Source organism: Streptomyces sp. AF1A, from assembly GCF_047340315.1.
Taxonomy (GTDB): domain Bacteria; phylum Actinomycetota; class Actinomycetes; order Streptomycetales; family Streptomycetaceae; genus Streptomyces.
In genome coordinates, this window is record NZ_JBLEBI010000017.1 from 22,571 (window position 1) to 41,072 (window position 18,502).

Sequence of the window (18,502 nt, forward strand, 5' to 3'; positions counted from 1 at the left end):
GTGACGACCCGTCGGCGGCCACTGCCGGTCGGTTGTCCGAGGCAGGCCGACAGCGACTACCAGGTGTCCGCGGCCCACGGGCGCCGGCCGCAGCCGTTCCCGATGCCGGGGCCGTTCAGACGAAGGTGAACAGCCGGTCCGGCTCGAAGCGCGAAATCGGATTGCTGTAGTGCTTCGTGGGGTCGGGGTAGCCAAGCGCCATCAGCACGGTGGTGGTGTGCCCGGTTTCGCGGATCTTGAATGCCTTGTCGACACTGACCGGGTCGAATCCTTCCAGCGGCATGGCCTCGACGCCGAGCTCGGCAGCCGCCATCATGGTCATCCCCATCGCCATGTAGGTCTGCTTTTCCATCCAGTGGTTCAGATCCTTGTAGCCGTAGTTGCGCAGGTTGAGGAAGTCACGGGTCATCGACTCCCACAGCGCCTGCTTCGCAGGGTCGGGGAACCGGCCGTCGACCCGCTCCTTGCTGAACACCGCCTCGATGTGGCTGTCGGGAAGATCCGCCCTGGTGGTGAGGATGACGGTGTGTGAGGCGTTCAGGATCTTCTCGCTGTTGTCCTGGAACCGTTCTCCCAGGTTGGCCGCCAGCCGCTCCTTGCCTTCGGACGTGGCGAGGACATAGAAGTGGTTGGGCTGTACGTTCGTCGACGACGGCGTCGAGCGCAGGAACCTCAGCAGCTGCTGAAGTGTCTCGTCCGGGATGGTCCTGCTGGGGTCGAAGTACCTGGTGAGGTGCTTGCTCATGAGCTTGTCGAGATTCATGTGAATCAGCCTTTTTCTGTAATCGCTAGGTGAAATATCAGTAGTTCGGTTGTTCGGGTTGGTTCTTGCCTCGGGCGAGGAGTTCGTTGATGCGCTCGAAGCTCATTCCGGTCGTCGCCGAGGCGAGGTCGCCCGCGAGGAGCGCCTTCGTGGCCTGCTCGACCGCCCCCATCGCGTGGGTGTAGAGGAACGGCCCCAAGCTGATGCGCTTGACCCCGGCCTGCTGCAGTTCGGCGACGGTCAGCACCTTGTCCGACGGAGACACCAGCACGTTGACCGGTGTCGGAGCGACCGCGGTGACGATCGCGACGAGCGCGTCGAGGTCGGGAGGGAACGGCGCGTGGACCACATCCGCGCCGACCTCGGCGAAGGCCGTCAGACGCCGAATGGTGTCGTCAAGATCGGGCCGCCCCTGGATGAAGTTGTCGGTGCGGCCGGTGACGACGATGCGCCTCCTGGAAGCGTCGACGGCGCTGCGGACGCGGTTGACCGCATCGTCGAAGTCGCGGATCGGTTGATCGGGATCACCCGAGGTGTCCTCCACCCCGATACCGGCCAGGCCGGACTCCACGGTGGCCTCAACGGTCGCGGCGACGTCTTCAGGCGTGTCGCCGTACCCGTCCTCGAAGTCACCGTTGACGGGCAGCCCGGTGAGGCGGCCGAGCAGCCGCGCATGCTCCAGGTGCTCTTCGCGGGTGACTTCGTGACGCCCGTCCAGACGGCCGAGCGTGGCGGCGATCGCCGCAGACGAGGTCGCGATTGCCTCGAAGCCGGCATCGGCCAGCATCAGCGCCGAGAGGCCGTCCCACGCGTTCGGCATGACGAGGCCACCGTCGCGGGTGTGCAGCGCCATGAACCGTTCATAGAGTTCGGAGCCCACCATGTCGCAACCTTCCTGAACGATCGCTGGGTCAGCGATGGGCTTGCCGGCTGGGTGCCTGGCCGCTTCGAGGGCTTCGGCGATCAACCGGTGGGTGGGGTGTTTCCGGCAGCGACGAAGACTCGCGGCCGTGGACCGCGGCAGCGCCCATGTCTCCCGAAGCACGGCGGTGCGTGTTCGATGACACCGTCTGCCGCGTAGGGCCGGCGATCTTTGCCGCATGCTTGGCCGGCACGGCTGCGTGCCAGGAGCGGAGCGCATGCTCGATCGCCCTCACGCGGGCGCCGTCGGGCACCTTCGGCTCCGGGTGCGGGTTCACTGGGCCGCGGTCGTATCGACCGTTCCGACGGCGGGCACGTCGACGTCGGTCTGGTTCACGTTGTTGAGGAAGTTGGTGAGCAGGAACTGCACGGACAGCGCCACGATCGCCAGGATCTGCGAGTCGGTGTACCCGGCGCCTCGCACCTCCGCGAGCTCCGCGTCGCTGACCTGCCCACGGCTGTCGACCACCCGTTGCGCGAAGCGCGCGGCCGCGGCGCGCTTGGGATCGAGCGCGCTCCCGCTGCGGCCGAGCTCGATGTCTTCGGCTGACATGCCGCCGAGTTCGGTCGCGACGTAGGTGTGCATCGCCAGGCAGTAATCGCAGCCGTTGGCCTGTGAGACGGCCAGTGCGATGCTGTGCCGTGTCTTCGCGTCGAGAACCCGGCTCAGGGTTCCTTGAAGAGTCGTGACGACATCGAGAACGGTCGGGTTCGCGGCGATGGTCTTGAACATGTTCGGGACGAAGCCGAGCTGCGCACCAATGGTGTCGAGTGTCCGCTGTGCGCCGGCGGGCAGGTCCTCTAGAGGGGCAACGTTCAGTCGTGACACGACGAATCGTCCTCCGGTCGGTGTGTGAGTAGTCGTCGAGCCCAGGCCGGGCTCGTAGTGCTTCCTCGTGCTGCTTCAGAGCTCCCGCAGGAGGCCTTGGCTGTGTCGGCCGCAACCCGGCCGGTGGCCTCGATGGCCCCGGCGCCTGGTGACCTGCAGTACGAGGGGTGGCTCCGCCGGCGTCGGGCTCCGGGTCTCTTCACCATCCCTCGGACATCACATAAGAAGGACTATACAGACCAGAATCTGCAACGCAACCCCACACTCGGCCGGGCCGGGCCCGCCATGGTGAACGCAAGCGGTCCATGTCACATCGGATCAGTAAGTCTGCAGCTCAGAGCCATGTATGGGCTACCGCGCAGGCGATCCAACCGGCCGGAACCATCGAGTCGGAGTCCCCCCGAGCCAGCCCGAATCCGGGCAGACGCATTGAGATTAGTGGACTATTTGGTCCATCATGGAGGGGCTGAACCGACCGAGACCAAAGATCTCCCCGGATCTGCTGGTCTCCGTCCCAGCATCCGCCTACGAGGGGATTTCTGCCGATATGACCGCCGCAACACAGCTCGTCCACACCGGGCCCGCGCCCCATCGGCGCCCGTCCCGACGCGGAAGCGACCCCGGCCGGCGACACGCAGGTCGTCCTGTCCGGCGCCCGGGGATCGCGGCCGGACGGAACCCTGCTGGAGCTCGCCGAGGAGGCCGGGCAGGGCCCGGACCACATGTGTCAGGCGCTGCGGTGGGCGGGCTCCGAACTGAGCGTCGTCCCAGTCCGGGCACTGGCCCACAGTCCCGACGACATCGATGCCTGCGCAAAGGTTGCAAGGATGTCATCTCTCTCCGAACGACCTATATGCTGGCAGCGGTGTTACAACTGATCCAGCCCAGTCTCCGCCTGGAGATCGAGGCCGCCGCGGTCGTGTTGCACTCGGCGGCCGAGGAGCACGAGTGAGTAACATGCCCGAGGGAGACACCGTGCCCGGAACCAGCGTTACGCGCCGCACGCCACGCGGCCTGGAGACACGCTCACGGATCGTTGATTCGGCGGCCAAGCTGTTTTACGTCAAGGGCGTCAACGCCACCACGCTCGATGACATCCGGCTGGCGAGCGGCACGAGCAAGTCGCAGTTGTACAACCACTTCGAGGACAAACTCGCGCTGGTCCACGCCGTGATCGACGTGCAGTCGAAGTTCGTCCTCGCCCGCGAGGAACAGCGCCTGCGCGGCGTGAGGACCCTCGCCGGCCTGCGCCGCTGGCGTGACGCACTGGTCCAGGCGAACGCACTGCAGGACGGCTCGTACGGGTGCGCACTGGGCACGATGTCGATCGAGCTGTCCGACAACGATGAGCGGTCCCGCCAAGCGCTCAACGCGTCATTCGACGCCTGGCGGCGCATGCTCGTCGAAACGCTGACCCGGCTCCGCGCCCTCGGCGTGCTCGCCGAGGACGCCGACCCACAGCGCTTGGGTACTGGTCTGCTGGCTGCTCTGCAGGGTGGTTACGTGCTTGCGCAGAACGCTCACAGCTCCGAGCCGATGGCCGTCGCGCTGGACATGGCCCTGGACCACATCGAATCCTTCGCTCGCGACTGAGCCCACGTTGTGGTGACGCGCGGCGACCAGGGCACTCCACCAGGAAGACCCCGCCCGCCACAGCGTGATGGTCCAACTGCGCGGTGAACGACCGCCCGTGGCCGACGCCGGGCAGCGCGGGACCTGTGTCGGGCGCTCCGTCCTGAGCTTCTCGGCCCTGATGGGCATGAGGAAGGTCAGACACGGCGGCCGTAGGTGTGCGGATCCACGGGCTGTTCGGACTTGGGAAGCCCCCCGACCACGAGACGGTAGGAGTCGATCACGAGCTCCTCCACCAGCTTCTCGTCGACGGTGCCCCCGCCTTCCACCGTGATCCAGTGCCGCTTGTTCATGTGATAGCCCGGGGTGATGTCCGGGTGCTGCTCACGCAGGGCTACGGCGTCGTCCGGATCAGCTTTCAGGATCACGACGGGCCGCCCCGGCATGTCTGTCATCAGCATGAAGACCTTGCCGCGCACCTTGTAGACATTCCAGTCGGGGCCGAAACGATGCTCCACGCCGACGTCGGGCAGTCCCACAGTGCAGTCGCCCGCCATCTTCTGCAGTTCCTGTCCGTTCAAAGTGATCAACTCCTCTTTCGATCCGAGTGCCCTGACCGCCCGGCCGGAGCGCCCGAGCCGGCGCATCCCGCATGGCCGCCTCGAACACCGGCGCCTGCACGCCGACAACGGTGGCGGCGACGGGGGTGCAAAGGCAGCCGCGCGGCGTTCGCCAGAATCCGTCGGCCGGTACCGAACTCGGCGTCGCTGAACGGCACGCGGCTGGTATGCGCCCCCGAGGGGCGATTTCTTACCTCCGGCGCTCTTGGACGGGTGAGTTCCTGGCGGCGCAGTCTTTCTCGTCCGCCCCGGGAAGGGCGCCTGCCGGTCTCCCGGGACGCGTGCGGCTGCGGTGCGGATCCCTCGCGGCACGTGGTGCGGCTGCGGTGCCGGTCCCCCGGTCAGCGCCGCTCTGGCCGACGACGCCGGGGACGCATCAGCCCGCAGCGCTGAGATGGCCGCCGGCTATCAGGTGGGCTCGCAGTTTCTTACGGGCGTCGAACATCGTCTTGTAGAGCGCGTTGCGGTTCGTCTCCAGTTCTCTGGCGAGCGTATCCAGGGAGACCCCGCTGACGACGGCGGTGAAGACGCGCCGCTGGCGTGCGCTCAGCGCCGTCTCGACTGCGTCACGCGCGGCTTCGACCAGTTCTCGCGCCTGCCAGTGGCTGGCGGGGTCGATACCGGAGCGGTCGGGCACTGTCGCCCATTCGTCCAAGTCGAATCTGGTATTCGAAACACGCCAGAAATGACGGCCCAGCTTGCCGGACACTTCCAGTACGACGAATCGGAAAGCCCATGTGGTGAACCTGGCGTCGCCTCGAAAATCCCGGATTTTGCGCGTGATCCTCATCAGCGCGTCGGCGGCCGCCTGGTGCGCGAGGTCGTTCAGCTCGGGTCCGGTGATGCGGTAACGAGGACCCCGGCGGAACACGTCGTCCATGGCAATCCGCACCAGCAGCTGGTGCAGCCGCGTGCAGGCCTGCTCGTACTGCGGCCCGCGACCGCTCTCGAGCGCGTCCACCCAGGCGGCCGACTCCGGGTCGAGCTGCTTCCGGCCGGTGGCGGGCTCCGTTGCCGGGGCGCTGTCGTCGGTTCCGGCATGTCCGTTCGCAGCCGATCCGCACGTTTCTCTCACATCCGCAGCGTGCATGGTTCTCAATCTCCAGGTCATTTCGAGCGGAACAGGCCGATCACGAGGCCATCTACCGGACTTCTGCGCGACGTCGCTGTTTCTGTCTTCCGCCATGACGGGCATCGCGGGATTTCATGGAAGGGATTTCCGGCGTCATTACGCCGCGGAACGCTTTCCCAGGCCGGCAAAGGGCGGGCAGTCCGGGAAGCGGTGAGGCAGACGAGGGTCGACGGTTGTGACCGAAGCTGTCTTTCCGCCGCCGGCCAGTCCGCCGAACGTGCGGACAGCCGCAGAGGACGAGCCTCTGCATCGGCGACCAAGCGCTCGGCCGGCGCTTGCTCTCTCTCGTAGAAGACGAAGCTCGGCAGGGCGACTGGGAGCCGAGCCGGAGCGCGGAGCGGGGACGCCGGCGGCACACGCCCTTCGGGTGGTCGGCGCTGTGCGCGCGCCGGATTCGTCCGGAGAGGATCCGCTCGTGGTCTTGCCGCAGTTCCGGAGACGGACTGACGCGAGGTGTCGACGCAGCAGGAGAGTGACCGTGTCGTAGAACGTCAGGGCATCGGGCTGCGCCTGGCACCGTGGAGCACAGTCATCAGGAGGCCACATGTGCGCTCTCTCAGAGGGTGCTCGACATGCGAGGGCGGAAAGTCGTGCGGCGACTTCGGTTCAGCGCCCGCACTCCTCTTCGCAGGCGAGCTGCTCCCCCGCACAGGTGAGGCGCAGCGCGCCGAGGTGGCTGCGCTGCCGGCCCGCGAACAGCACCGGGACCCCGGCGAGGGCCGCTCCTTTCCGCGTCCGAAGGCCCAGGGTCAGCAGGCTCGCCACCGGACGCCGGGTCGGCAGTGCTGCGAGCCCCGGTCGCCCCTGCCGTCGTCTCCTCGAACCCGTTCGGGTCCATAGCGTCCCGTTGGATGTGCAGCTGACGGCCCCCGTCGACCAGGCCCACGGACCTGTCGCCCTGCTCCCCCAGTGCCTGCGTGAGCCTGCAGACGTACGTGCGCACGGAGCGCACGGCCGGCCGTGGGACGTCATCACCCCACACGTCCTCGACCGCTGCGGAGAGGCTTACATGCGTGTCCGCCCTGGGCGACGGCGAAGCGAGAGCAGTGTGCTGTCTCCGCCGGACGGCTCCGGCCGCGCCCTGTGTGGGTGTCCGGACCGGGTTGGGCACTGGGAACTTGCCGCCGACGTGCATGGTGCTTACCGCCCTGGAGATCCTGGTGGGGCTTGGCTGCTGGGCTGTCCCCAGGGGACCGCCCTCACCAAACGTACCGCAGGTCGAGCGGTTTTCCGGACCAAATAGTCCCATCAACAAGTGGAGGCAGGCGACCGCTTCCGGTTGGCGGCTGGGGTCGCACGCGGCACAGAGCGTGCGAACGAAGGCATTCTCCCGCCGTCAAGCCCCAGGCCCGGCCGGTTCCGCCCGCCGGGAGGCGTGACGTCCGGGAGCGGAGGCCGCGATGCAATCCCCTCCGGCCCCGCAACGTACATCCCGGCGCCGCCGCTCCCGCACGGCTCAGCGCCTTCCGGCGCCGCCCTCCGGCGGATCGACGTCCTCAGCCGGCACGGCGTACGCCTTGACATGGCCGATCGCCATGTCCAGTGCGATCCGCATGGGCTTGACATCCTGGGCCGTCTGCGCAAGGAGATAGCCGCCTTGGAGAGCGGCCATGAGGCCGGTGGCGAGCTCTTCGGTATCGGCGTCGGCGCGGAGGACTCCCGAGTCCTTCATCCGCACGAGCCCGGCCTCGAGCATTCCCGCCCAGCTGTCGAAGTGCCGGGCGATCGCCTTGCGCGCCTCTTCGTCCTGGTCGGCCAACTCGCTGGCAAGGGAGCCGAGCGGGCAGCCGTACGCCCCGTTGCGCAGCGCGTTGTTTTCGATCACCGCGTCCCGCCAGCGCTCCAGGCCGCGCAGGGAGTTGAGCCGCTGCAGTAGCTGGTGCTGCCGTTGGAGCAGTTCCGCAGCCTGCAACGCGACAACGTCCCGCACCAGTGCATCCTTGTCGGAGTAGTGGCGGTAGAGCTGGGATTTGCTCGTTCCGCTGGCCGCCCTGACGTCGTCGAGGGTCGTGGCAGACACACCCTTGACGTACATCATGTCGGCGGCAGCCCTCAAGATGCGCTCGCGAGTCGCCCGCCCGCGCTCAGTCAGCCGGGAGTCGTTTTTGATGCGCGCCTGTTCCGCCACATTGGTCAGATTACCGGTGTCCACGCTAGCAGCATTCAAAAAGGACCTCAAGGTCCTTTTCCGAGATGTGCCGGGGCGGCGGCGTCCTGCCGGAGTCCCGCACTCGGCCGGCACGCGCGCTTCGGGTCCTCGGAGATGCCAGGAGCCGCACGCGGGAAAGGATCACGGCTCATGCGCGTCGGATGACCAGCACGGCCACGTCGTCGAGGTGGTCCACCGCGGCGACCGCGTCGAGCACTCGGTCTGCGGTCGCCTCGACGTCGAGCCGGTCCTCGAGGGCTCGACCGGCCAGCGCTCCCGCCCGCTCCAGTCCGGCGTCCAGGGTCAGGCGCGGCCCTTCGACCACCCCATCGGTGACCATGACCAGCGCGGTGCCCTCTTCCAGGGTGAAGGTCTCCTCCGGGTAATCGGTGCCCGGCACGATCCCGAGGACCGGCCCGGCGGGGAGGGAGCGGATGGTGTATCCGCCGTCGTCGCGTACGCAGAGCAGTGGCACATGGCCTGCGCTGGTGCCGATGACCCGTCCGTCACGCGGATCGAAGTGGAGCAGGGTGCAGCTTGCGAAGCGCTGCGCGTCCATCGCCACGAGCAACTCGTTGGTGCGCGTGAGCACCGTACCCGGGTCGGGCTCGTGGGCGGCGATCGCGCGCATGGACGAGCGCACCTGCCCCATGAAGACCGCGGCATCCACGTCGTGCCCCTGAGCGTCGCCGATTTCCAGTGCGACCGCGCCATCGGGCAGGAAGAACGCGTCGTACCAGTCGCCGCCGATGTCCAGCCCGTCCCGGCTGGGCTGATAGCGGGCCGCGATCTCCAGGCCTGGGAGGTGGTCCGGCAGCGTCGGCAGCATGCTCTCCTGGAGCGCCATGGACAGCTCCACGTGGGCCTGCTGCAGCCTGATGGCCCTCAGTGCCTGGCCTGCCAACTCGGCGAGAGTCGTCAGGAAGGCGAGCTTCTCCGGGCACGGCGGGCTCTCACCGTCGTACGTCACCACCCAGGCCCCGAGCGGCCGGTCGCCCTCCGGGCTGAGCGGGGTGATCGACAAGGCCGTGTCGGGGGCGGGGCAGGGCAGGGCCGGACCGTCCTCACCCAGCCACCGGCGAGCGAGCTCCTCGTGGTTGCGGAAGAACTGCGCCTGACCGGTGCGGAGCGCGTAGGGCAACGGCCGGTCCTCATCCAGCGACTGGCCCAGCAGAGCGTCAACCTCCCACGTGGGGATCCCGGCGTCCGAGGAGACCCGCAATCGGCCCTCGTCGACGAGTGCGAAGAGGGCGCCGGTGCCTCCGACGGCCGCGGCGAGCCGGGCCAGGACCACCTGCTGCAGTTCCTGCTCGGTGGCGGCGCTGAACAGGGCGGAGGAGAACGCGGTGATCGCGTCGGCGCGCTCCCGCTCCGCGCTGGCCTCGGCCAGCGTCTCCTGGCGGCGTGCCTCCGACTGGGTGTCGTCGCGGATCACCGCGAAGGCCCGTTCGGGTCCGTCGGATCCCAACCGGATCCGGCGGACCTGACCGGCGAGAACCCGCCAGCCGTCGTGCTCGGTGTGGAACCGGGACCTCATCCACGGGGACTGGGCGCCGGACGAGCGCACCAGTCGCTGCACGTCCTTCCGGTCATCAGGGTGCACACACCTGATCAACTTGGACCGGGGCGTCGACACCTGCGGGAAGAGCGCGGCCAGGGCCGGTGCGCCGCCCAGCCACTCCACCTCGTGCTCTTCGGGGGAACACATGCAGAGGCCGAGGCCGGCCGCCTTCGCCGCCAACTGGAACGGGATCAGCAGACCGCCGAGGTCGCGTCCCGCGTCCAGCGAATGCACCCACACAAGCCGCTCGCCGCTCGACGGATCGGTCACCGCTCGCGCCTCGACGAGGCAGACCACGGACGCGGTGCTCGTGCCGGCAAATTCCAGCACACGCATCGCAATACTCTTCGTCGTGGACCCGTGCGTCAGCAGGCCCTCGGCCGAGAGGCGCTGGTCCCCGGGGAGTAGATCGACGAAGCCAAGACCCATGCACTGTTCCCGCGGCGTGCCCAGCTGGGTGGCCATCGCGGCATTCAGTGAGCGGATGACACCGTCCAGGCTCAGAAGAGCCGACGGTGAATCCATCCGGAGAAGTTCGTCCGAGGCCTCCATGTGCCGCTCACTACCCATCGCCGAGCGATATGACGTCGCCGTCCTTCAACAACACTATCTGCCGCGAAACAGGCAGCGTCCACCAGCGATGGCATGCGACGGGGCGCACAGCACGACACCGGCCGACAGCAGGCCATCCGTAGGGGGAGCTGTGGCGCAATGCTTCCGTGCGGCTTCAGTGGCGAAGCGGACGATCATCAACTTCGACGTGTTGCAGGACGGCGTCTCGACGGGCCGGCCCGGACGGCGAGCGATGCAACGGGCATGCGTGTCGGGATGCAGTCACCCGAATCCAGCGTTCCAGCCGCATGCCGGGGAGCCATAGGACGCAGGCGGCCGATCTCGGCAACGCCAAGCGGCGGCGTGCTGCGGGGGACGCGTGTCGCTCACGGACGGACGTTGATGATCGTCTTGCCGGTGATCCGCTCGGTCGGATTGAACGCCGCAACGGCGTCGTCGAGGGTCGCCACGTTGCCGATGTTCGTCCGCAGTCGGCCGTCCCGCACCCGCTGAACGAGCTCACCCAGTTGGGCACGATCGGGCACGACGACGAAATCGATCGCCAGGCCGTCCGCGGGCCGCGCTTCGGGCGGCCCGGCGATGGACACCAACGTTCCTCCGGCACGGACCAGGCCTGCGGACCGCCTCCCGATGTCTCCGCCGATGCCATCGAACACCAGATTGACTCCGCCGACGTCTTCCAGGGCGTCGTTCTCGAGGTCGACGAACTCGCTCGCACCGAAGTCGAGCGCCGTCAGCCGATCGGCGGTACGGCCGGTGCCGATGACGTACGCACCGGCCTCTCGTGCGAGCTGCGAAACGATCGCCCCGACTGCACCGGCCGCGCCGTGCACCAGGACGCTCTGCCCCGCCTGAAGCCGGCCGTGCTCGAACAGCCCCTGCCATGCGGTCAGCCCCGGCATCGGCAGACTCGCGCCCACCGTGAAGTCGACGTCGGCCGGAAGCGGCGCGAGGTTGCGCGCCTCGATCGCCACGTACTCCGCGAGGGTGCCACCCCGATGCCCGTCCGCGAGGCCGAACACCCGCTGTCCCACCGACAGCCCCGTCGTGCCGTAGCCGCGAGCGGTGACCACTCCGGCCAGCTCCTGCCCGGGAATCGACGGCGTCCGGTCGCGGCCGAAGCGATCGGTCCACGTCGAGGGCCACGTCAACTCACCCGGAGTGAATCCCGACGCATGAACCTCAACGACGACGTCGTTCAGCGCCGCCTGCGGATCGGGCCGTTCCACCAGCGTCATGCCGGCCGTTCCCGCAGCCTGATCCGTCACCACAATCGCTTTCATCCGGCGCCTCTCCGCATGTCGATCCACGCCTGCACGGCCTTCTCGTTTCGACAGTAATAGCGGCGCCGCACCTCGGCGTCTTACGACGCCGACCGCCAGGAAGTGGGGCGCGAGGGCGCCGAGGAACAAGCGCAACAGCGGGACGCCGGTAAGACGGGCCGTAGGGATCGACGCTCATCACACAGGTGAGGACGCAATCCGGCACGCCATTTCACTCATGGAGTTGCGTGGTGTCCCACGGGGAGTGGAGAGGCCGTCGCACACAAGGCGTTGAAAGGGACCCTACGCATGACATCTTCTCGCGCGCACTACCGGCCAACGCGACGAAACCGTCAACGCCGTCACGGCAACTGCGGCCAGGGCTGAGGTTTTCCGTGACGATGGATCCGACCACGGAAAACCAGCGCACCATGGCCATCGACGACCTTCTGTCCGGCGGCCCGGTCGATGTTCCGGTCAACGACGCGGCCACGGTCGAGCCCCTCGGCGTCCGCACCACGATCAGCCCGGCGCGGCTACGGCAGGCCTTTGAGAACGATCCGATACGGGCGGGACGAGGTGTGCGCCGTGCGCTGGCCGAATCCGTGCGCGACGCTGTCCGCACCGGCCGCCTGGCTCCCGGGACGCGGCTGCCCTCCTCCCGCCGGCTCGCCGCCGACCTCGGCCTTGCCCGCAACACCGTGGCGGACGCCTATGCCGACCTCGTCACCGAGGGGTGGCTCACCGCCCGCAAAGGCTCCGGCACACTCGTGGCAGACAGGACGATCACTCGGCCGGTCTTGACGCGTCCGGCTGCCGAGCCGTCCGCTGACCCCTGCCACGACCTGGTCCCAGACAGCCCCGACCTCAGTGCTTTCCCTCGCGCGGCGTGGCTGAAGGCCGCACGCCGCGCGCTGACCGCGGCCCCCGACGACGCGCTCGGCTACGGCGACCCACGCGGTCGGCCGGAGCTACGGGCGGCACTCGCAGACCATCTCGCTCGAGCCCGGGGCGTGTACGTGAGCCCGGAGCACATACTGATCTGCGCCGGCGTCTCCCACGGCCTGGAGATCCTGGGCAGGGTCCTGGCCGGGCGGGGGGCGAGGAACGTCGCCATCGAGTCCTACGGCCCGGACACGTACCGCGCCGGGCTGGCGGCCGCTGGGCTGAAGACCCCCTTGCTCCCCATGGATGCCACCGGAACCGACCCGGTGCCGCCCGTCGGCACTGATGCGGTCCTGCTCACACCGGCTCACCAGTTCCCTGTGGGAACGGCGCTGCGGCGCGATGGCCGGACGGCCGTCGTGGACTGGGCCAGACGGACCGGAGGGCTCGTCCTGGAGGATGACCACGACGGTGAGTTCCAGTTCGGGCGCCCATCCGTCGGAGCGCTCCAGGGACTCGCCCCGGACTGCGTGGTCCACCTGGGTACCGCCGGCATGACCCTGGCGCCCGGCCTGCGGCTGGCCTGGATGGCGTTGCCGCCCTCACTTGCCCTGGAAGCCGCGGCTGCCAAGGGGGAGTTCGACTCGTGCGGCGTGTTCAGCCAGCTGACGCTGGCGGAATTCATCACCTCCGGCGCCTACAGCCGTCACGTACGTGGTGCGCGCCGGCGCTACCGCGATCGACGAGACGCTCTCGTCGCAGCCCTGGCCGAGCACGCCCCAGAGGTGCGCGTCATCGGGACTGCGGCGGGTCTGCACACCGCGCTGGGTCTGCCGCCCGGGAGCGAGCAGCGAGTCCTTCGGTCGGCAACCCGGCAGGGCCTCAAACTGGCCGGCCTGTCTCGATACCGCCGTGAACGGTCCCTGAACGCCATGCCCGATGCCCTCGTCGTTGGCTATGGGGCGCCCTCCGACGCCGCGTGGCCACGAGCGCTCTCCGCACTCGTGCGGCTCCTTTCCTGGCACACCGCCCAGTAGGTGCCATTGGGGAGAGTCCGAGTGGCGAGACCGTAGCGGGTCTTGGCCCACTCCGCATGGGCCAGTGGCCCCCCGGGGGCGAGGTTGACGCGCTCACCCCGAATGTTGACCTTGGTGGCGGCCTCCCAGCGGCGCCGGACGGTCTGGTCGGCGATCCGCGCGTAGTGGGCCGTCATCTGGTGAGAGTCGTTCGTGATCGAGGAGGGGCCCAGTAGCCGGGCACCCGAACCGGTCTCTGTCTGGCGGCGGTGTCACTTCACGCCTGTCTGGGCTGCACGGTCAAAAAGGACACCAGCCTGGTGCACCCTTGCCGGCCGGTAACGGGACCTGTCGGGCTTCGTGGCTCACCGGACCCGGCCGACACCGCCCGGCCGCCCCGCCGCGGAGCTCGCTCGGTCAGGTAGGAGCGGGAGCGGCGGCATCCGAGTCCGGCGACGGGGCGGGTGGGCCGGACGGGACTTGTCACCCCGGCACCGGGCCGCCGCCGGCGTCGCACGTACGAGTTGGCGGTCCGGTCCAGGCACCGGCCTTGAGAGCCTGGGGCCGGGAGGATGAGTGGCGTCACGCGCCGCCCGGCAGTCGCTGATCAGCCCAGATGATCTTGCCGTCCGGGATGTGACGGGTCCCCCATCGGCGGGACAGCTGAGCGACGAGGAAGAGGCCGCGGCCGTGTTCGTCGGTGGCGCGGGCGTGTCGCACAAGCGGGTGGCTGTGGCTGGAGTCGGAGACTTCGCAGGTCAGCATCTCGTGCCGGATGAGGCGCAGACTGATCGTGCGGGCGCTGGTGCACTGGCAGTTGCCGTCGCCCTCGCCGTTGCCGTTGCCGTGGATGACGGCGTTGGTGAACAGTTCGCTGACGATCAGCTCTGTGGAGTCGATCAGGTGTTCCAGTCCCCACTGGCTCAGCTGCCGGGCAGCGAGAGTCCGGGCACGGCTGACGACGGCGGGGACGCTGGGGAACTGCCACGAGGCAACCTGGTCCGCACTCAGCGAGCGAGTCTGTGCGAGCAGCAGAGTGACGTCGTCGCTCGGCGGCGTGGCCCGCAGCGCGTCCACCGTCGAAGAGCACAGATCGTCCAATCCGAGGCCCGGCAGTGCGAGGGCCGCGCGCAGACGGTTCATGCCGACGCTGATGTCCTGGTCGCGGGCCTCGATCAGACCGTCGGTGTAGAGGGCGAGCACGCTTCCTTCGGCGAGTTCCAACGTCACGGATTCGAAGGGGACCAGTCCGAGGCCGAGCGGTGCTCCGGCCGGCAGGTCGGGGAAGGTGACGTGCCCGTACGGGTCGAGGACCGCGGGCGGGGGGTGACCGGCACGTGCCATGGTGCAGGTACGGGTGACCGGGTCGTAGACGGCGTACAGGCATGTGGCCGCCATCGTGGTGCCGGCCGGGTGCCGGGGTTCCTCCGCCTCGGTGAGGCGCATGACCTGCTCGTCGAGGCGGGAGAGCACTTCGGCGGGAGGCAAGTCCATGTCCGCGAGGGTGTTCATGGCGGTGCGGAGCTGGCCCATCTTCGCCGCCGCGTTGATGCCGTGTCCCACCACGTCGCCGACGACCAGGGCGACGCGGCCGCCGGGGAGGGCGATCACATCGAACCAGTCGCCCCCGATGCCGCGGTGACTGTCGGCCGGCAGATAGCGCCAGGCCACATCCGCGGCGGCGCCACCCGTGGGGCGGTGGGGGTACAACAGGCGCTGCAGGGCGAGAACCGCGCAGCGCTCGTGCACGTATTGGCGGGCGTTGTCCAGGGCCAGCGCTGCCCAGCTCGCGAGTTCCTCGGCCAGGAGCAGGTCGCCCTCCTCGAACGGCTCGGGGTTCTCCGTCCGCATGAAGACCGCCATGCCCAGCACCGTGCCCTGGGCCTGGATCGGAACGACCATCAACGAGTGCACGGCGTGCTCGCGGATCTTCTGCGCCCGCGCCGGGTCGTGGTCGAGCCATGTGCCCGGGGACGTGTCCAGCTTCGGCTCGAAGTGGGACTTCCCCGAGCTCAGGACACCGGCGAAGGGCGAGGTGGGCGGAACGAGGACCGGCTCTCCGCGAGCGAACGGGGACTCCGGCGTTCCCGGGTGGATCGAGGCCAGGCCCGCGCGGCGGAAGACGGGGATGCGCTCGTGCCGGGGGCAGAGTCCGGCCCTCGGATCCTCGCCGTGCTGGACCGACTCCGCCAGGTCGACGGTGGCATAGTCCGCGAGGAACGGCACGGTGAGGGCGGCGAGTTCCTCCGCGGTCTGCATGACGTCCAAAGTGGTGCCGATGCGCCTGCTGGCCTCTCCGAGAACGGCCAGACGCTCTCGAGCCCGTCGACTGTCGGTGACATCCACGCTCACGACGCACACGCCCAGCGGGCGCCCCTGCGCGTCGTCGAGGCGGAAGTACGCCGCTGTCAATATGCGGCTGCCTCGCACATTCCCCGGCAGGAAGGCCTGGTAGTACACATTGATCACCGGGTCGCCGCTCTTCAGCACCTGGCGCATCACCGCTTCCAGCGTTTCGGCCTCCGTCCCCGGCGCTGCCTCCGTCAGCCTGCGGCCCAGCCGTTCGGGCAGAGGGATGCCGTCCTTGGAACTTTGGGCGTCGTTCGCGCGGATGCAGCGCAGGTGCGTGTCCCGTACGACGACACCGATCGGCAGGCGGCTCGGCAGCGGCAGCATGGCGAGGAGCGGTTCCGCCACCGTGGTCTCGGACTGCCACGCGAGGGGCGAGACCCTGTCGGTCGCGCAGACCACCCACCAGTCCCGGCCGTCATGGGCGGGCAGCGATGACACGCGCAGGCGCACATCGATGCTGCGGCCGTCGCGGTGGCGCACCTGCGCGAGGTCGGACCAGCAGCCCCGTCGGGTGCTCTCCTGAAGGGCTCGTGAGGCCTTCGCCCGGTCGTCCGCAGCCACCAACAGCACGTCGGCGGAGCGCCCCACCATCTCCGCGGCCGAGTAGCCCACGAGCTGCTGAGCTACCTGTGACCAGCCGACGACCGTCCCCTGGGCGTCCAGGAGAGCTATCGCCGGGCAGACAGTCTCGACGGCCGCCGGGGCCTTGCCGACTGCTGTCTCTGCGGAACGGCCCATTGCTCTTCCCTTCTCTGTCCCCCCGGTCATGCGTCCCCCCGCTCGGCTGTCTGGTGAGATGGGCCAGGCTCCGAGAACCGCCCTCCGGATCGGGCCACCAGAGGGGACCGATGCCGCACACCGGCGGTACCCGGCCGCCGGCATGATGATCGCCATGCCGCCGGTCTCGGCGAGAAGGACTCACGCGCCCCGCAGCAGGGCCCGGGCACGATCGCCGCGCAGCCGATCGACGGGAACGAGACCGCACGCCCCGCACCGGGCGCCCAAGACCCGTGCCGGCCGTGTGGACCCCGCGTGGAAGACCTTGCTGCGCATGGGGAAGGTGCCCGTGCGACCCGCGGACACCGTCGCGGTGCCCTGTCCGGGCGGATCACGACCTGAGGCATCCGAGGCGAGCTTCGCCCCGTCCGGGCGGCGCGTGCGCTCGGGGAGGCGCCGCGCACTTCCGTGTGTTGCGTTCTACCCACGCGTGCAAAGCTACGTACCCGGCGACTCCGGCGTATGGTCCATTTCTAGGACATATTGCCGGACCAATTCTGGGGGCGCGGCAAGACCGCGAGCCGCGGAAACGGGCCATGAACCCGCTCCCGACCGGGTCGCTCCGGGCCACTCTAGGGCAGCACCCTGCACAGTGCGTCCAGTGCGCCTGCCCACGCGCTGTCCGAGGGCGCCGCGTAGTTGACCACCAGGGCGTCCCGTTCGGGCAACCGCCAGCCGCAGTCCGCCACTTCGTAGCGGAACTGGGCCAGTCCCCGGATCGTCAGACCGCGCCGGGAAGCGGCCTGGACCACCGAGCCTTCGGTTCCGCGCGGGAGTTCGAGGACCGTTTGCAGTCCTGCCGCCATCCCGGTCACGTGACTGCCGGGAGCCCTCTGGCGCAGGACCTCGACCAGTTGATCGCGGCGACGCCGGTAGCGCAGCCGCATCGAGCGCACATGACGGTCGTACGCGCCCGAGGCGATGAAGTCCGCCAGCGTCAGCTGTTCCAGGGCGCTCGTCATGTAGTCGCCGTTTCCCTTGGCCGTCTCGATCTCCGGAACGAGTTTCTCCGGCAGCACCATCCATCCGAGCCGTACTCCCGGCGCCAGGGACTTGCTCACCGAGCCGAAGTAGACCACCCGTTGCGGATCAAGGCCTTGCAGGGCCCCCACCGGCTGACGGTCGTACCGGAACTCCCCGTCGTAGTCGTCCTCCAGGATCAACCCGCCCGTGGCACGTGCCCAATCGACGGCAGCCGTGCGCCGGTCCGGGTGGAGTGCGACCCCCGTGGGGTACTGGTGCGCCGGGGTCATCAGCACCGCCCCCACGTCGCGCAGTCGCGCGAGGTCGTCGATGCGTGCGCCATGGTCGTCGACGTAGAGGGGCGGGGTGTGCAGACCGGCGTCCGCCAGCAGCTCGCGAATGTGGTCGAGCCCGTAGGCCTCGACTGCCACTGCTCGCACCCCCCGTGCCCTGAGCGCCTGCGCCGTCAGCGCCAGACCGTGATGGAAACCGGAACAGACGACGATCCGATCCGGCTCGGCGTACACCCCGCGGGCCCGCGACAGATAGTCCGCGAGTGCGGTGCGCAGCTCCATTTGGCCGCGGGTGTCGCCGTAGCCGAAGGCGTCGTGTGGCGCGGCGGTCAAGGCCCGGCGGGCCGCGGTGAGCCACTGCGAGCGCGGAAAGGTGGCGAGGTCGGGTGCGCCGGTCCACACGCCGTAGCGGAGGCGGGGCTCGTCGCGCTTCGCGCGAGGAGCGTCGGGCGCGGCCCCCTGCGGCTCGGCCCGGGCGGAAACTCGGGTGCCGGAGCCCTGTTGTGCGGTGAGCCAGCCCTCAGCGACCAGCTCGGCATAGGCCTCGACCACGGTGCTGCGCGAGACACCGAGATCCGCGGCGAGTGAGCGGGAGGCCGGCAGCCGGCTGCCCGGCGCCAGACGCCCCGTGCGCACGACCTCCCTCAAAGCGTCCGTGAGCCCTGCCCGAAGCCTGGGTCCACGCAGCTCGAGATGCAGGTCGGAGCCGAACACGGGGGGCGGACCCGCCGCGGAATCGGTTCGAGAACCTGCCACGTAAATGAACCCTACGCCCCTACCATCGACCGGCCAGTCGTGCCATCGCACAGATCGCCGCGCCCTCGCCGGGGCGGT

The 18,502-nt window shown here is 69.1% G+C and carries 13 protein-coding genes; 2 read left to right on the forward strand and 11 right to left on the reverse strand.

The features are described 5' to 3' along the window. Positions 1-115: 115 nt before the first annotated feature. The 3 genes from ACLU3S_RS08445 to ACLU3S_RS08455 all read right to left on the reverse strand — a co-directional run bounded on the left by ACLU3S_RS08445 (position 116) and on the right by ACLU3S_RS08455 (position 2,513). Complete coding sequence (locus ACLU3S_RS08445; protein ID WP_413951127.1) at positions 116-763, reverse strand: nitroreductase family protein; 648 nt, start codon at positions 761-763, stop codon at positions 116-118. Positions 764-800: 37 nt separating this feature from the next. Then, positions 801-1,646 carry an isocitrate lyase/PEP mutase family protein gene (locus ACLU3S_RS08450; protein ID WP_413951128.1) on the reverse strand — a complete coding sequence of 282 codons (846 nt, stop codon included), beginning with the start codon at positions 1,644-1,646 and terminating at the stop codon, positions 801-803. A 312-nt stretch (positions 1,647-1,958) separates the two neighbouring features. Beyond that, complete coding sequence (locus ACLU3S_RS08455; RefSeq protein ID WP_413951129.1) at positions 1,959-2,513, reverse strand: carboxymuconolactone decarboxylase family protein; 555 nt, start codon at positions 2,511-2,513, stop codon at positions 1,959-1,961. Positions 2,514-3,470: 957 nt separating this feature from the next. Between ACLU3S_RS08455 and ACLU3S_RS08460 the strand changes: the two genes are divergently transcribed. Continuing rightward, positions 3,471-4,106, forward strand: a complete 636-nt coding sequence (locus ACLU3S_RS08460) for a TetR/AcrR family transcriptional regulator (RefSeq protein WP_413951171.1) — start codon at positions 3,471-3,473, stop codon at positions 4,104-4,106. Between the two features lie 176 nt (positions 4,107-4,282). Here the strand turns inward: ACLU3S_RS08460 and ACLU3S_RS08465 are convergent, their stop codons facing one another. The 6 genes from ACLU3S_RS08465 to ACLU3S_RS08490 all read right to left on the reverse strand — a co-directional run bounded on the left by ACLU3S_RS08465 (position 4,283) and on the right by ACLU3S_RS08490 (position 11,403). Continuing rightward, the gene (locus ACLU3S_RS08465; RefSeq protein ID WP_413951130.1) at positions 4,283-4,666 is read right to left on the reverse strand and encodes an MmcQ/YjbR family DNA-binding protein; all 384 of its coding nucleotides are present in this window, start codon (positions 4,664-4,666) and stop codon (positions 4,283-4,285) included. A 415-nt stretch (positions 4,667-5,081) separates the two neighbouring features. Next, complete coding sequence (locus tag ACLU3S_RS08470) at positions 5,082-5,900, reverse strand: RNA polymerase sigma factor (protein WP_413951131.1); 819 nt, start codon at positions 5,898-5,900, stop codon at positions 5,082-5,084. Positions 5,901-6,443: 543 nt separating this feature from the next. Next, positions 6,444-6,602: a hypothetical protein gene (locus tag ACLU3S_RS08475; RefSeq protein WP_413951132.1), complete on the reverse strand. Its 159-nt coding sequence runs from the start codon at positions 6,600-6,602 to the stop codon at positions 6,444-6,446. 691 nt (positions 6,603-7,293) lie between these two features. Beyond that, entirely contained in the window at positions 7,294-7,989 is a 696-nt protein-coding gene (locus tag ACLU3S_RS08480; protein ID WP_413951133.1) for a TetR/AcrR family transcriptional regulator, read from the reverse strand. Between the two features lie 145 nt (positions 7,990-8,134). Beyond that, positions 8,135-10,117, reverse strand: a complete 1,983-nt coding sequence (locus ACLU3S_RS08485; protein ID WP_413951134.1) for a SpoIIE family protein phosphatase — start codon at positions 10,115-10,117, stop codon at positions 8,135-8,137. 368 nt (positions 10,118-10,485) lie between these two features. Beyond that, positions 10,486-11,403: an NADP-dependent oxidoreductase gene (locus ACLU3S_RS08490; protein ID WP_413951135.1), complete on the reverse strand. Its 918-nt coding sequence runs from the start codon at positions 11,401-11,403 to the stop codon at positions 10,486-10,488. A 380-nt stretch (positions 11,404-11,783) separates the two neighbouring features. Between ACLU3S_RS08490 and ACLU3S_RS08495 the strand changes: the two genes are divergently transcribed. After that, positions 11,784-13,304: a PLP-dependent aminotransferase family protein gene (locus tag ACLU3S_RS08495; protein ID WP_413951136.1), complete on the forward strand. Its 1,521-nt coding sequence runs from the start codon at positions 11,784-11,786 to the stop codon at positions 13,302-13,304. A gap of 561 nt (positions 13,305-13,865) precedes the next feature. Here ACLU3S_RS08495 and ACLU3S_RS08500 read toward each other — a convergent pair. Together ACLU3S_RS08500 and ACLU3S_RS08505 are read right to left on the reverse strand one after the other, a co-directional pair. After that, on the reverse strand, positions 13,866-16,373 hold the full coding sequence (locus ACLU3S_RS08500) for a SpoIIE family protein phosphatase (protein ID WP_413951137.1): 2,508 nt from the start codon (positions 16,371-16,373) through the stop codon (positions 13,866-13,868). 611 nt (positions 16,374-16,984) lie between these two features. After that, entirely contained in the window at positions 16,985-18,424 is a 1,440-nt protein-coding gene (locus ACLU3S_RS08505) for a PLP-dependent aminotransferase family protein (protein WP_413951138.1), read from the reverse strand. Positions 18,425-18,502 lie beyond the last annotated feature (78 nt).